Origin of the sequence: uncultured Psychroserpens sp., assembly GCF_947492715.1 — a bacterium.
In the GTDB taxonomy this organism is placed as follows: domain Bacteria; phylum Bacteroidota; class Bacteroidia; order Flavobacteriales; family Flavobacteriaceae; genus Psychroserpens.
Map to the genome: position 1 here is coordinate 127,291 of NZ_CANLNS010000008.1, position 14,857 is coordinate 142,147.

The 14,857-nt window shown below is 34.8% G+C and carries 13 protein-coding genes; all 13 read right to left on the minus strand.

Translation table 11 applies throughout. The features are described from left to right. Window position 1 precedes the first annotated feature (1 nt). The 13 genes from Q0787_RS17275 to Q0787_RS17335 all read right to left on the minus strand — a co-directional run bounded on the left by Q0787_RS17275 (window position 2) and on the right by Q0787_RS17335 (window position 14,842). Window positions 2-2,824, minus strand: a complete 2,823-nt coding sequence (locus tag Q0787_RS17275; protein ID WP_298904222.1) for a T9SS type B sorting domain-containing protein — start codon at window positions 2,822-2,824, stop codon at window positions 2-4. Window positions 2,825-2,837: 13 nt separating this feature from the next. Further along, on the minus strand, window positions 2,838-6,278 hold the full coding sequence (locus tag Q0787_RS17280; RefSeq protein WP_298904224.1) for a T9SS type B sorting domain-containing protein: 3,441 nt from the start codon (window positions 6,276-6,278) through the stop codon (window positions 2,838-2,840). Between the two features lie 129 nt (window positions 6,279-6,407). Then, window positions 6,408-7,232 (minus strand): ABC transporter permease subunit, encoded by an 825-nt coding sequence (locus Q0787_RS17285; protein ID WP_298904226.1) that lies wholly within the window; start codon window positions 7,230-7,232, stop codon window positions 6,408-6,410. A 55-nt stretch (window positions 7,233-7,287) separates the two neighbouring features. Next, window positions 7,288-8,184, minus strand: a complete 897-nt coding sequence (locus Q0787_RS17290; RefSeq protein ID WP_298904228.1) for an ABC transporter ATP-binding protein — start codon at window positions 8,182-8,184, stop codon at window positions 7,288-7,290. A gap of 113 nt (window positions 8,185-8,297) precedes the next feature. Continuing rightward, entirely contained in the window at window positions 8,298-8,876 is a 579-nt protein-coding gene (locus tag Q0787_RS17295; RefSeq protein WP_298904232.1) for a HupE/UreJ family protein, read from the minus strand. A 12-nt stretch (window positions 8,877-8,888) separates the two neighbouring features. Next, on the minus strand, window positions 8,889-9,407 hold the full coding sequence (locus Q0787_RS17300; RefSeq protein WP_298904234.1) for a hypothetical protein: 519 nt from the start codon (window positions 9,405-9,407) through the stop codon (window positions 8,889-8,891). 47 nt (window positions 9,408-9,454) lie between these two features. After that, window positions 9,455-10,480 carry a heme A synthase gene (locus Q0787_RS17305; protein WP_298904236.1) on the minus strand — a complete coding sequence of 342 codons (1,026 nt, stop codon included), beginning with the start codon at window positions 10,478-10,480 and terminating at the stop codon, window positions 9,455-9,457. Window positions 10,481-10,482: 2 nt separating this feature from the next. Beyond that, on the minus strand, window positions 10,483-10,932 hold the full coding sequence (locus Q0787_RS17310; RefSeq protein ID WP_298904238.1) for a GNAT family N-acetyltransferase: 450 nt from the start codon (window positions 10,930-10,932) through the stop codon (window positions 10,483-10,485). A 70-nt stretch (window positions 10,933-11,002) separates the two neighbouring features. Next, window positions 11,003-11,401, minus strand: coding sequence for a hypothetical protein (locus tag Q0787_RS17315; RefSeq protein ID WP_298904240.1), 399 nt, complete (start codon window positions 11,399-11,401; stop codon window positions 11,003-11,005). Continuing rightward, the gene (locus tag Q0787_RS17320) at window positions 11,398-12,816 is read right to left on the minus strand and encodes an HD domain-containing protein (RefSeq protein WP_298904242.1); all 1,419 of its coding nucleotides are present in this window, start codon (window positions 12,814-12,816) and stop codon (window positions 11,398-11,400) included. The genes Q0787_RS17315 and Q0787_RS17320 overlap by 4 nt, the downstream gene beginning before the upstream one ends. 23 nt (window positions 12,817-12,839) lie before the next feature. After that, the gene (locus Q0787_RS17325; RefSeq protein ID WP_298904244.1) at window positions 12,840-13,412 is read right to left on the minus strand and encodes an L-threonylcarbamoyladenylate synthase; all 573 of its coding nucleotides are present in this window, start codon (window positions 13,410-13,412) and stop codon (window positions 12,840-12,842) included. A 41-nt stretch (window positions 13,413-13,453) separates the two neighbouring features. Next, entirely contained in the window at window positions 13,454-14,182 is a 729-nt protein-coding gene (locus Q0787_RS17330) for a glycosyltransferase family 2 protein (RefSeq protein ID WP_298904246.1), read from the minus strand. Between the two features lie 12 nt (window positions 14,183-14,194). Beyond that, on the minus strand, window positions 14,195-14,842 hold the full coding sequence (locus tag Q0787_RS17335; protein ID WP_298904248.1) for a class I SAM-dependent methyltransferase: 648 nt from the start codon (window positions 14,840-14,842) through the stop codon (window positions 14,195-14,197). Window positions 14,843-14,857: the final 15 nt, after the last annotated feature.

A 14,857-nucleotide genomic window follows, 5' to 3' on the forward strand; every position in this document is an offset into this window, starting at 1 on the left:
TTTAGCGCTTTAAAGTGAAATGTCCTTTTAATACTCGACCATCTTCTAATGTAATGACATACCAATAATCATTTGTTGGCATATCGAAACCATTAAAAGTACCGTCCCAACCTGAACTTAAAGGATCTAGTTCGATGAGAAGTTTACCGTAACGGTCAAAAATTAAAATTTGGGTATTGGGTTGAAAATCTGTTGAAATGCCTTTGACATTCCAAAATATATTATGTGTATCTCCATTTGGTGTAAAGAATTTAGGAATCCCAATAACGGATACTAATTCTTCTACTGTTCCGCAGTCGTTTTTTGTATCTCTAACATAAACAGTATGAAATCCGAAAGCTACATTTTCAAACAGACTACTGTCTTGATAAGGTCCAATAGGGTTATCTAATGCATATTCATAAGTGCCTTCTCCTGTGACTTCGACAAGAATAGAGTTGTTGGATGTAGCGTCTGTAACGAGTATATCTGTAATCGTTGCAATGTTAGAAGGAAGAACATTAACTGTTCTATCAACAAAACAACCATTTGTATTACTAACTCTTACAGTGTAGGTTCCAGGTTCATTTACTTCAATTTCAGATGTAGTTGCACTAGTAGACCATTCATAATAATAGTTGTTTGGTAAGTCGTCAATAACACCTCCAGTAAGCATAATAGTTTCGGGAGATGTATTAAGACAATAATACAATGTTTCGTTTGCCTCAACATTTGGAAGTTCGTAAACGCTTAGCTGTAATTCGCTAATGCCATAACAAGCATTTTCGTTTTCAACTCTTGCATATACTGTTTGTGAATAAGGAGTCGTATTAGAAAAACTAGTGTCTAGAGGAAAGCTCTCTACTAAAGCATTCTCATAGGTTGAATAATAGGTAACGGTTAATCCATCAGGCAAACCAGCCAAGATACTGTCGTTTGCATCGGTGAGATTAAACGTTGTTAATCCATCATTGTCTCCCATGTCGCAATCTTCCAAGGTGGCGTTATTAGCATTCGTGCTACTCACTTCTAAGGTGACTTCGGAAATATTAATACAACCATTTTCGGTATTTTTTACAACCGCATAGATAATTTGCGGATTTGAAGTATTCGTATAGTTTACGGGAATTGGAGCGACTTCGTTTTCTGCATTAGCGAACGTTTCATAAAATCGAACTTGAACGCCTTGAGCATCATTAGAGACGTCCTGAATAATTTCACTTAAATTAAATGTAGTGATATTATCAGTGTCATCGTCACATTGAAATATAGTCGCATCATTGGCAACGGGAATATCCTCTGTAGATAGTAAAACTGTTGCACTCCCTTCAATTGGGCAACCACCATCATTTGGTTCAATAAACACTTCATAAAAGCCTGGACTATTAACCTCTAAAATAAAACCGGTTTCATCATTTAATACAACACTATCTTTAAGCCAAGTATAAGTTGCACCATCAATATTATTGGCGGTTAAGTTTTTGCTCTGTCCGCCACATAAAAAGACTTCACATTTACTTAATCCGTTGTTTACAATATCGATTCGTCTATTAAACCATTGTCTATTAATTTGAGGTAAAGTGGTTCGTACTGTATTTTGAAGATCCTCGTTGATGTCAATTAAAAAACTAAATTCAATATAGTTTATGTTGTCTAAATTATTAACATCCGGATTACTAACGACACTCATGTAACGCAAGTAATCTTCATTATCACTATCAAAGGTTAGATTGGTTCTGTAAATTTTATTGTCGTTACCAAGCTGTAAGGCATCTGCTGTGGCTATACCTTGTTCTTCCAGTATTTCCATAGAATCAGCAATGTTATCTGCATTTAAATCCCATCTTAAAAACCGCTTCGGAACATCAAAATCTATCGAATTTCCTTCTGAAGTAATTGCATAAAGCCAATCGCTCAAAGCAGAAAACTCTAGAGTGACCGGATAATCATTACCATTTTGACCAAAAAAGACATCCTTGCGATTGTCAATCATCCCTGTATTATTATCAAAATCATAGAGATGGATACTTCCTGGATCTGCAAATTGCGTATCAGAAATAAACGCACCATGCGCAATGGCTATTTTTGTTCCATCGGGAGATGACTTAAGTTGCCCATGTCCATGATAATAGGGCTCTCCAGTTGAATTAAAAACCCCTATTTCTTGTAAAGGCGCAACCGTAGAAATTATCGGATTTGGATTAACACCATTCTCGTCCATTTTAAAAGCGTAGAAATTTGATAAGAAATGTGTAATAATCCAATACGAGTTGCAGTCGGAGCCTCTAACAGCCGTTAACATCCAACTTGTTTTTACAATGGCTTCATTAGTTGACAATGGGTTATAGGTAATCAACTCTATATTTTTTTGCGACGGAATAACATCGCCCAAGCCATTGTCTAATGACATGTCGATTTCAGAATAATTTAAACCGCTATTTTCACCATCATCAAAAAGATTGTTTGGGCCTTTAAAATCTATTGTAAAAATAAAGTATCTACCAGGATTATTAGGTTTTGGTAAGATTATAGAGTTTTTAAATCCTTTTAAATCGGTGCCATTAAGTAAGCTGGCATTAGGAAATTGTGTGTGATTTTTATTCCAGATGGTTCTACTATCTGAATAAAATAATAGATTGCCATATTTATCTGAAATCGCCGATGGAAAATGTTCAAAGCCAGTTTCATCACTTATGACCATTCCGTTGGTATCTGTTACTACATTATTGTCGCAAAAATTGAAATTAACACCAGCATTTTGATTAAAAAACCAATACGACCCTTCACTTTGGCTAAAACTAACAAAGCCAATTAAGAGGATAATATATTGGATTTTATATTTCATATTTTTTTAAATGTTACCGTTTTAAGGCGAAATGACTTTTAAATATACGACCATCTTCTAGGGTTACTACAAACCAATAATCGCTAGACGGCATATTAAAACCATTAAAAGTTCCGTCCCATCCAGGACCAAGCGGATCTAATTCTTTAAGTAACTTTCCAAAGCGATCAAAGATGAGTATTTGTGAATTGGGTTGAAAATCTGCCGAAATGCCTTTAACCTGCCAATGCTGATTATAGGTGTCACCATTAGGTGTAAAAAACTTAGGGAATCCAATAACAGAGACAATCTCTTCAACAATTCCACAATCGTTTTCAATATCGCGAACATAAACAGTATGGAATCCAAAACTCACATTCTCGAAGATATTACTTTCTTGGTATGGCCCATTAATATCGTCAAGTGCATATTCATAAATGCCGTCACCAGAAACAAAAACAGAAATGGAGTTGTTATTGGTTGCATCTGTCACTTCAATATTAGTAAACGTTGCAACGTCTGAAGGCGATACTGTAATGGTTCTATCTTTAAAACAGCCATCTGTAGAGGTAACTCTTACGGTATACGTTCCTGGTTCATTCACCTCAATTTCAAATTCATCTTCTCCAGTAGACCAGTCGTAATAATAGTTGTTAGGAGTATCGTCAATAAGACCTCCTGTTAAGGTAATGGTCTCAGGGAAATTATTGAGACAGTAAAAGACTTCTTCTTGAATAACAATGTTTGGCAATTCGAAAACCGTGAGTTGAATGTCACTAATACCAAAACAAGCATTCATATTCTCAACACGCGCATAAATGATTTGGCTACCTGGTATTGTATTGACAAAGTTATTACCTAGAGGATTGTCTTCAATTAATGCCTCTTCATAGGTTTCATAAAAGGTCACATCTAAATCGGCAGGTAATCCAAACAGAATATCGTCTAAAGCATTAGACAAATTGAAGTTATAAAAGCCATCTTCAGTACCATCATCATCACAAACTTCTAAAATGGCATTGTTAGAAGACGTAGAACTCGTCTCTAAAGTGAGCTCTGCAATATTAATACAGCCTGTTGTTGTATCTGTAACCAGAGCATAAATGGTTTGCGGATTGAAATAATTTTCAAAAGCATCGGCATTAAGTTCATCTTCGTTGTTTTCTAAATCGGCAAGCGATACATAGAAATTGATGGTTCTATTTGTTGCACCACCAGTTATATCGTCAAAGGCTTCGTTAAGGTCAAAAATGGTAAAGCCTTCAGGAATCCCATCTTCATCACACTGAATAAGTGTTGTGTCAATAGCATCAGGCGAATTGTTCACGGTAAGAATAAACGAATCTGTGCTATAACAATCTGGATTAGCATTATTTTCGATACGCACAAAAACCTCTTCTAGATTAGGCGTTGTATTGGTATAAACATTTGGAAACGCGCTAGTATTGTTGTCGGCATCTTCCTGCGTTGGATGATACGAAATGGTATAAAGTGCCTCATCTTGCGGACCTAAAATACCTGCATTTAAATCTTGTAAATCGGTATTCGTAAATCCGTCCATATTGTTCCCATTAAAGTCGTTGTCACAAACTGTGATATCATCTAATGTGAGAATCACAGGGCTTATAAATACGCTTAAGCTAAATGAAGTCGTGGCAAAACAATTTTGATTATCGTTGTTGTCTACACGTGCATAGATGATTTGAGGGGTTTCGGTATTTTCAAAGGCGCCAATAATTTCATTTTCGTTAGTATCTGCATCTTCCTGTGAGGTATAATAATGTACGGTATATTGATTAGGATCTTGCATGCCTAAAATATCAGTGTCTTGAACAGTAAGGTTAAAAGTGGATGTTTCAGACGCATCACAAACAACAATATCTTGAGGTTGCGTGGCAGTAGGAATATCAAAAACGCCAACAACGGCTTCGCCTTCAATAGGACATTCTCCGTTATTTGGTTCGATAAAAACTTCATAAAAACCTGGGCTATCAATTAAAAGCTCAAAAGTACTCTCTGGTACAATGACATCATCTTTCATCCAAGTATATGTCGCACCAGGCACATTTTCTGCAATTAATGTGTAGCTATCTCCTGTACATAATTTTAACTCAGTAGTGCTAATACCATTTTGTATGATATCAATTTGCGAATTAAATAAGGATTGGATAAAAGGAGGAAGGCCAATGCGGCTTGCGTTTTGAAACCCACCATTAACATCTAATAAAATGCCCGTTTCATCATAGTTCGTTGCAGCTCCAGTGGCTTCAGGATTGTTGATAATACCGATATAATCGCCAGAAGAATTAAAATTTGCAAAGCTAATCTGTGCTCGATATATACGTTTGTCCAGTCCTAATTGTAAAGCACCAGCACTTAATGAAAACGAATTGTGAATTAAATTAATTGAATTGGGGATATCAGCACTTTCTAAATCCCATTGATAAATACTACTTGCTCCATTACCTTGTTCGCCTGCACCAACTGTAGCATATACTTTTCTGTTTTCTGAAGAGAATTCAACGCCATAAGGGCTGTCACCATTTTCTGGACCATATAATTCAATAGAGTTTGAAACGATACCTGTATCATTATCAAAATCAAATAAATAAACACCTCCAGGAGCATTACCTGCTGTTATGGTAGCAAAGCCAAAATGAGCAACGGCCAGTTTCGTGCCGTCAGGAGATGCCTTAATATAACCCAGTGAATTTCTGCGATAACCAGATATGGGAACTGAAGGGCCAACAGTTGAAATAACTGGCGTGGTATCTACGCCATTTATGTCTACTTTAAAGGCATAAAATTTATCTGTAAAATGAGTAATTACCCAAAATGAAGAGCAGTCATCTGCTTTTACGGCAGTGATTTTTTCTGAACATTTATAGGCAACTTCTTGAGGGTTAGTAACGTCATAAGTTATTAGAGGTACATTTTTTTCGGTATCTACCACATCGCCTAGACCTCCATTTAGTGTGATGTCAACTAATGAATAATTGAATCCATTATTAAATCCGTCATCGGCATTAGGGACCGAACCACCACTGTCGTAATTACCAGTAAACTGATTAGGGCTCACACTTGCATTATCATGATGAGGTTCATCAACTGTGAAAATGTAATATTGAGTTGGATCTTGAGGTTTAGGAACGATTAGGCCAGACGAGGTGCTAGACGGGTCTCCTAAAAGACCAGTGCCTCCAAAGTAATCACCATTTGGCATTATTTCATGATTTTGATTCCAAACCGTTTGGCCATCAGTATAAAATAATAAGTTTCCGTTAGGGTCAGAAATCGAAGTACACCCTTCAAGCGTATTAATTTGACCGTCAGTAATGGCACTAACTGAACCAGTTCCTGCATCAAATTGGAGGCCGGCGTTTCTGCCAAAATACCAATACGATGCTTCTTGTTGAGCAAATGTGAGGGCAACAGAAAGTAGCGTTATAAGGATTAAAACGGATCTCTTTTTCATGTAATATTTGCAATTAGCCTAGAAGTGTCAGTTATTAAACAGTTTCGGCGTTGGAAGTCCTACTTTTTTCTTCGGAAAATTAACAACATTAAAACATGCAAACAATAGACACCTAAGCCAATAAAGATATTACAAATCTCGCTTTTTTAATAATCTATACGATAAAAAGATAAATAAGGCAGTCCAAGCCATTACAATTGCGATCTCATGCCAATGTACGCCAAAGTCATACAAGAACTCTTGACCGTTAGGTGCTTTTGAAATAGCAATTCTTTGAAACGGTTGATCGATGAGCTTGTACATTGATTTTAATGGGAAAAAGTTTTGAATTTTTTCAGCAAGATCAACATCTGCTCTCCACGTTATGAGTCCGAAAATAATCCACTCCAAAATATAGAGTACGAATAAAAATGCTAAGGCAAATGCCGAGCGTTTTACGAGCATTCCTAAGAATAGACATAAACTAAAGAATCCTACAAGTTTCAAGAAATAGGCGAATAGAAATTCGGTTTCTCTAAAAATAAGATGCGCCTCATTAATGCTCGAATAATAGAGACCTATACAAAGGCAAATTATGAATATTAAAATAGTAGCAACTGCCGAGAAAAATACAATCGTATAGAATTTAGACAGTATAAATTCCTTTTTACTCAAGCCATCGATGAGGTTCTGTTTGAGCGTTTTATTGCTATATTCATTACCAATCATACTTACGACGACGATGGCAAAAAAGAACTTAAATTGCGAGGCAAAAAACGTCGTGATATGCCATACTATAGGAAAGTTGAAAAGCCCATAATCTCCTAGTTCTAAGACGAAAAACCCAAAGAAGTTAATTTTAAGAGATGACAGAATAATTACAAAAAAGGGTAGAATGAATGATATAAAAATAAGAACCTTACTCGCTCTATTGAGGAGTAATTTTTGAAGTTCTAACTGTAATAATCTAAACATGGTGGTTGGTTTTTTATAAGATCTGAAATGATTTCAGACCGGTTTTGATTGATGATTAATTGTTGTCTGTTAATTGCAAGAATTGTTCTTCCAAACTTTCTTTACGTTTAACAAGATGAGATAGGACAATGTTCTTTTCAAACATTAAGATATTGAATGTTTGTGCATCCATAGGTTCATTTAAAAACGCCGTGATTAAGCCGTCTTCAACCTTTATATTTCCAAATGATTTGTGATTTTCAAGTAAGCCTATTAAATCATCGTGTTTTTCGGATTTAAGCTCAAAAAAGCCATGACTAGAAATCATCTCATCAACACGACCAGAATACAGCTTTTCTCCTTTTCTAAGTACAACAACATGAGAACATACCTTTTCAACTTCATCCAGAAGGTGAGATGCTAAAAGTATAGTGGTTCCTGAGTTGGCAATATCTTTTATGATTTGACGTATTTGATGAATTCCTTGAGGATCTAGACCGTTTGTAGGTTCGTCAAGTATTAAAATTTCAGGATCATTAAGTAAAGCCGAAGCAATTGCTAAACGCTGTTTCATACCTAATGAATAGGTTTTGAACTTATGATCTTTTCGGTCTAAAAGCCCTACGACTTCTAGTTTTTCGTGAATTTTACTTTGATCTACACCTTTTATTCTACAGACGAGCTTTAAATTTTGTTCGGCTGTCATGTAAGGATAAAAATTTGGTCGTTCTATAATAGCACCCACTTTTTTAAGCGCATCATGCGTTGTAACGTTGCCATCAAACCAGTGAAAGTCACCAGATGTTTCGTTGACCACATTTAAAACGATTCCAAGTGTTGTTGATTTACCACTTCCGTTTGGTCCTAAAATGCCATATACATTGCCCTTATTAATAGTAAACGACAAATCTTTAACAGCAGTGAGGTACCCAAATTTCTTGGTAAGATTGTTAATGGTTAAAATTGATTCCAAAATTTGATTGATTTTTCTGTAGGGTTTTTGCCTACAGTGGTTGATTATTTAAGTAAGACGACTAGAAATTAGATTTGTTACAAAAAAGGTATTGACCACATTTTGTGATGAACTTAATCTAGAAATAATAGTTTCAATACGAATATCGTAATTATTAAGTTTACACCAAGTCTTACCCATTTTGTATGCTTTTTTGCAACGATAGCAACAATAGAAATTAGGGATAAGAATCCAGCGACAATAAGTAATTGAGCAAGTTCAATACCAACATTAAAGCCTAAGAGCGGTAAAACAATAGACTCATCGTCAAAAATTAATCTTTTAATGTAATTGGAAAAACCAAGACCATGAATGAGTCCGAAAGCCAACAAAATAAGATAGGTTATTGTAAGCTGTGGTTTGGTGTTTTTGTCTTTTAAAATGACCCAAAAATTATGGATGCAACTTAGTAAAATAGTAATAGGAATAAGGGCTTCAATATGATCTGGATTTATAGAAACCATATCGAGGCCAGATAAAAATAGTGTAATGCAATGACCAATAGTGAATGCAGTTACAAGTCCTAAGATTTTTTTCCAATCTTTAAACGTATAGAGTAAGCAAAATGAGAGAATAAAATAAAAATGATCTAAGCCTTCGGGATCTAAAATATGGTTAATGCCTTCCTTTAAATAAAACCAAAAATCACTCATTATTACTACAGATTAATTCCAGTTTTCGTCAAAATCTAAATTGTCATAATCACCAACATCAATATCATCATCAAGTCCGTCAAAATCATCATTTAAGTCATCGGCTTCGAATGATTTTTCTGGAGCGGCATCTGGAATTTGACCATGCACAAACATAAGGTTAGGGTAGTCGGTACCATCGGCTTCATCTACAATTTCAGCTAGTTCCACATAGAAAGTCCACATGCTTAAAAAATCATATACATAAATGAGTTTAGTTTGCGCCTCATGAACAACTTCATTTAATGTTGTTTCGGCCATAACACGCACTGCGTTTGGTCCTTCACTGACATCAAACATAGAAATTTCTTCACCCTGTTCCCAGGTGTCATTACTAAGATAAAACGACGCCATTTCTAGTCCGTCAAAACCAAAAGACTGTGTTATCGTATTGTGTAAGTCTTCAAGCGAGTCTGTTTCTCGAATTTCGATATCTCTAAAAATATCGTCTTCGGTATCGTTATCAAGTATAACCCTAAATCTGTAAATCATTGTCATCAATTATGCCGCAAAGATACTACTAATGTACAAATAAAGTTTTAAGTTAACAGTGCTTTTTTATGGCGACTTTCAAGAAAAATATAAAACTGAATACCAAACATTACAAGAGCAATTACAAGATGTAGTGGTTGCGATAAGAAAGGGAAATCGAAGTAGTACATGACCATACCAGTAACAATTTCGGCAATGATACATAGCATTAATAATCTTGTTTTTCCATAGCCTAAATTATATTTTCTATGACGAAGATACAGCCAGCCGTTTAAAAGTAAAACAAGGACAGAAAAGCTACGATGCACATAAAATTTCAAAGTGGGATTACTAAGCCATTCTGATTTTACGTAACCAATTGCTTTAACCTGTTCATCAATAAGTTGTCTTACTTGAGTTCCAAGAATAATCTGAACTAATGATAATAGGATAGCGGCTAGGATTACATTTCTAAATGTTACATCGAATTTTTGATCTTTGAATGTTAGTTTTGAAGCATAAATTAAATACAATATAAAAGCAACAATGACCATTGCCATGACCATATGAATGGTGATTTTGTATGGTGCTAAATTAGAATCTACAACCGTTTTACCCAGCCAGGCTTGAAAGCCCATTCCAAAAACAGTGGCAACAGAAATAATAGTTAACCATTTATTTTTTCGCCATAACCAAAAAGATAAAAATGTAAATATGAGAATTGGAATGCCAGACAGCGCACCACACAATCTGTTTATATACTCTACCCAAGTGTGTGTTGGATTAAAAGTTGCATAATCATGCTTTGTATACGTTTCCCAATTATTGAGGTTAATGGTTTCGGAAGATTTAAAATCTTTGGTAGCAACAAGTAATGCTTCGTCTTTGATAATAACGATGCCCTTTTTATAGGTTTGATTAGGTTTAAATTGCAATTGAGATACATCGGTAGGAGGTATGTAATATCCAAAACATTTTGGCCAATCAGGGCAGCCCATACCAGAGCCTGTCATACGAACAACAGCACCTGCAATGATAACGAGATAAACAAGAACTAATGCTATTTTGGCAAATCTTCTAAATGATTTTTGCATAATTAAATTAATTTTTCAAAACACAAACTGTTATCCATATTTACATATTGACCATACTTTGGGATAATTGTGTATTTGTTTTTTTTATAAAATTGAACGGCCTCTTTTTGGCGAATACCCGTTTCTAAAACACAAGATGAATAATTGAGTTCTTTAGCCCAATTTTCAAGGTGGTTTAAAATTTTTGTTGCAATGCCTTGGCCTCTTGTTTTTGGCATGGTATACATGCGTTTAATTTCAACACTAGAATCACCAAAACGTTTAAAGGCACCACAACCTACAGGTTGGTCGTTTAAATAGGCAACAACAACGTGCTCTAAAATAGTAATGCCATTAAACTGGTTATAAAACTCGTGCTCATCGCCATCTGTTATTTTTAGATAAGCATCTAATTTTTTAACCAGACCGCTAAAATCACTATTTTTTGAATCTGTTCTTATGATTTTAATCATAATGGTGCATTTATATTGTCACTCCAAAGATGTACTTAGGTCATTAGATATCGTCAGGAGTGTTCTATTATTAAGACTTGTTCTTTATTAATCTAATTGGTATTTGAAATTTATGCTGAAATAGTTCCCCATTTGTTCTATATGATACATTAAGATCATACGTGTTTTGACCTTTATAATAGTCCTTGCGCGAAAGGATTTTTAAATACATATTACCATTATGACTACTCTTGTCAATGCTCACTCCAACACCAGTTATTGCCAATTTTGACGGGTTAATATTTGTAAGTTTTAATGTGGCATAATTGGTAGATATGTCGTCTGTATTAATAAGGAGTTCATTATTAGGAATCAAAAGTTCTATACTTTGATCACCTTTTTTATAGGAAAATCTTGAGCTTTTGCAGGACATAACAGTTAAGAGTATAACCGTTATTAGAACATTTCTTATGTTTTGAGCTACACTCATATATTCGCTTTTAAGCCAAGTTTTTCTCCTGCTTTGAGCATTAATTCAAATGCCGCATTATAGTCATTAGGAATCTCACCCTCTAGAATGGCCTCTTTAATAACTTCCTTAATTTGACCAATTTCTCGAGATGGTTTAAGATTAAAAGTCTTCATAATTTCTTCTCCTGAAATTGGAGGTTGAAAATTACGCACATGATCCCGTGCTTCTACCTCTTCAATTTTTTGGCGTACAATTTTGAAGTTATTATGATACTTATTAAACTTTTTAGGATTCTTTGTAGTAATGTCTGCTTCGCATAATGTCATTAAGTCTTCAACATAATCTCCAGCATCAAAAACTAAGCGCCTCACTGCAGAATCTGTAACAATATCTTGTGCAAGTACAATAGGACGTGAGCTCATAAACACCATTTTTTGAACGAATTTCATTTTATCATTCAATGGCATTTTAAGTCGTTTAAACAAATGATATACCATCTTGGCGCCTTCAAATTCGTGCGCATGAAACGTCCAACCTATTTTTTTACTAAATTTTTTTGTAGGTGCTTTGCCAATATCGTGAAGAAGAGCCGCCCAACGTAACCAGAGATTGTCTGTTGTTTTGGCAATATTATCAACCACTTCTAATGTGTGATAAAAATTATCTTTATGTGTTTGTCCTTCAACTTCATCAATACCTTTTAATGCAGTTAGCTCGGGCATTATGCTTTTTAAGAGTCCTGTTTTTTCTAAATGCAAAAAGCCAATTGAAGGTTTATCACTTTCAAGAATTTTATTGAGTTCAACAACGATACGTTCTTTAGTAATGATGTTAATACGATGATTATGTTCAGAAATGGCTTCTAAAGATTTCGCTTCTATTGTAAAATTAAGTTGCGTAGCAAATCTAATAGCTCGCATCATTCTTAGTGGATCATCACTATACGTAATTGCTGGATCTAAAGGTGTGCGAATGATTTTATCTTTAAGATCTTGAACACCATTAAAAGGATCAAGTAACTCCCCAAAATGTACTTCAGATAAATTTAAAGCCATAGCATTAATTGTAAAGTCGCGTCTGTTTTGATCGTCTTGAAGGGTTCCGTTCTCAACAATTGGGTTTCTACTATTTTCGGTGTAAGATTCTTTACGAGCACCAACAAATTCGATATCCATACCTTCATAGACAAGCATTGCTGTGCCATAGGTTTTAAATACCTGAACTTTTGGTTGGTTTGGTAAATTTTTTGAAACTTGCTTAGCAAGGGCAATACCACTTCCTATAGCAACAACATCAATATCTTTATGCTTACCCCGATTTAACATGTAGTCACGAACGAAACCACCTATAACATAAGTGTCTAGGCCTAATTCTTTTGCAGATGTTGTGATAACCTCAAAAATGGGATGTTGTAATGCTTGCTTATAATTCATTGTTACAATTGCACGAAACGTACTTACTCTCGTATGATTTTTATACAACCATCACTATCCAATTTAATTATCGAGGATGGCACTGTGTCACTTTTTTCGTCTTGCAAATTTACGACATAGTCAACACCTTTTAAAATCTCTTCACTTATTTCTTTAAATGATGCTGGTGTTGGTTGACCGCTAATATTAGCCGAAGTTGATACGAGTGGTTTTTTTAATAATTTGATGAGTTGTTCACAAAACGAATGCTTTACAACTCTAATAGCGATTGTATTATCTGGTGCTATTAAATTTTCGGCAACTCCCGCAGGATTATCATAAATAATGGTAGTTGGTCTTACTGCCAAATCTAAAATATTGTATGCCAAAGAAGGCACATTGTCTATATGTTTTTCTAGCATTGAATAGTTGTTGACCAGACAAATTAATGCTTTCGAATCTGCACGTTGCTTTAGTTGGTATACTTTTTTTACGGCTTCAAAATTAGTAGCATCACAACCAATACCCCAAACAGTATCTGTTGGGTAAAGAATAAGTTTTCCTTGCTTAAGAGCAGACAAGGCGTTTTCTATTTCAATAGTATTTATGGTCGCCATATGATATTTCAGAAAAGCAAATGTCGAGAATTTTTCTTAGTTTATTTGTTTTGTCGAGACCAACCTGTTCTTGTTTCTAATGAATTGATATAATACAATTCCTCTTCATCTAAGTTATTAGAGTCAATGTACCAAGGCAAATGTCTTGCTTGAAAGGGTTTTTCAGTTCTAAGTGTTAAGGTTCTGTGATCTCTTTGCCCGAGTTTAGAAAACGGACGATATAGGGCAAAAGTAGTATCGATTGCTGCCATATAGACGTTCTCTTCAATGGCGTTTTCGAAAAATTTACTTTCCCATTCAATAACTTTTTCTTTATTATCGTAGTTGTCAGGTAAATCGTTGATTTTCAATGAAAAACCTACTTTGTGAGCCTTAGGATATTTTTTTAGCAACCCGTAGAAATGCTCTAAAAAATTGTCTGGGCATTCCTCAATTGGAACAACATCGGGATCTGTGTATACATAATACGATGTCACAAATTTTAACCACAAACCACTTTTCCAAAACGCTTTTGAACCAAAGTTTTTTTCAAGGTAATGTACTTCGTAAGGTGTGCTTTTATAGTATTCGAGGAGCGGCGGATAGGTTGACTTGTTATCTAAAATATGGATGTTTGTGTACCCGCGCTTTTCTAAAGCCTCAATAAGTTTTAAGGTTGTTGTTAATCTGTTATAGTTGTTTATGAAAACAGGAATTTTTTTGAAATCACTTGGCGATTTACCAAATAATAATCTAAATAATTTTGCAAAAACATTCTTGAATTTCCTCATGATATAGGTCTGCTATTTCGCTTTTCTCGCCACAGTTGCATATTGCACAAAAAACATATCTGTCGCTGTAAATAATAAAGGGATGTTGTAAAGATAAGGTTTTATTGATCTTGTTTTATTAATGCCTTTGTGGGTTACGACTTCATAGCCTAAACGCTCATACATGTTCCTAATACTTTTTTTAGTAAACCAGCGTAAATGCGTTTTATCCATAACACCACTTCGTTCGTATTCCCAACTCTTATTAATGACTAACTTTTTTAGGGCACTGTGATACCTCATGTTTGGTATAGAACTTATGATAATACCATTTTCTGTTAACTTAGATTGTATATTTTCTAATACCCATTCCGGATCAACAAGGTGCTCTAAAACATCATTACAATAAATGACATCAAAATGATTATCGGGTAAACTCTCGATGAAGTTCTCACATGGTCCAATAAAAACTTTGTCTAAGACTTTTTCGGCTTGTTTGCCGTGATCTTCCATATATTCAATGCCCCAAGTTTCCGTTTTATATTTTTCCTTAATAAGTGCCGCAAATGCACCTTCACCACAACCTACATCTAAAACAGTTTTGGCATTAGTAGGAAAAAACTCGAGCATTTCCTCTCTTGTGTTTTTATAATATGTATTTGATTTGTTATTATAGTCCATTATATACTTTGTTGA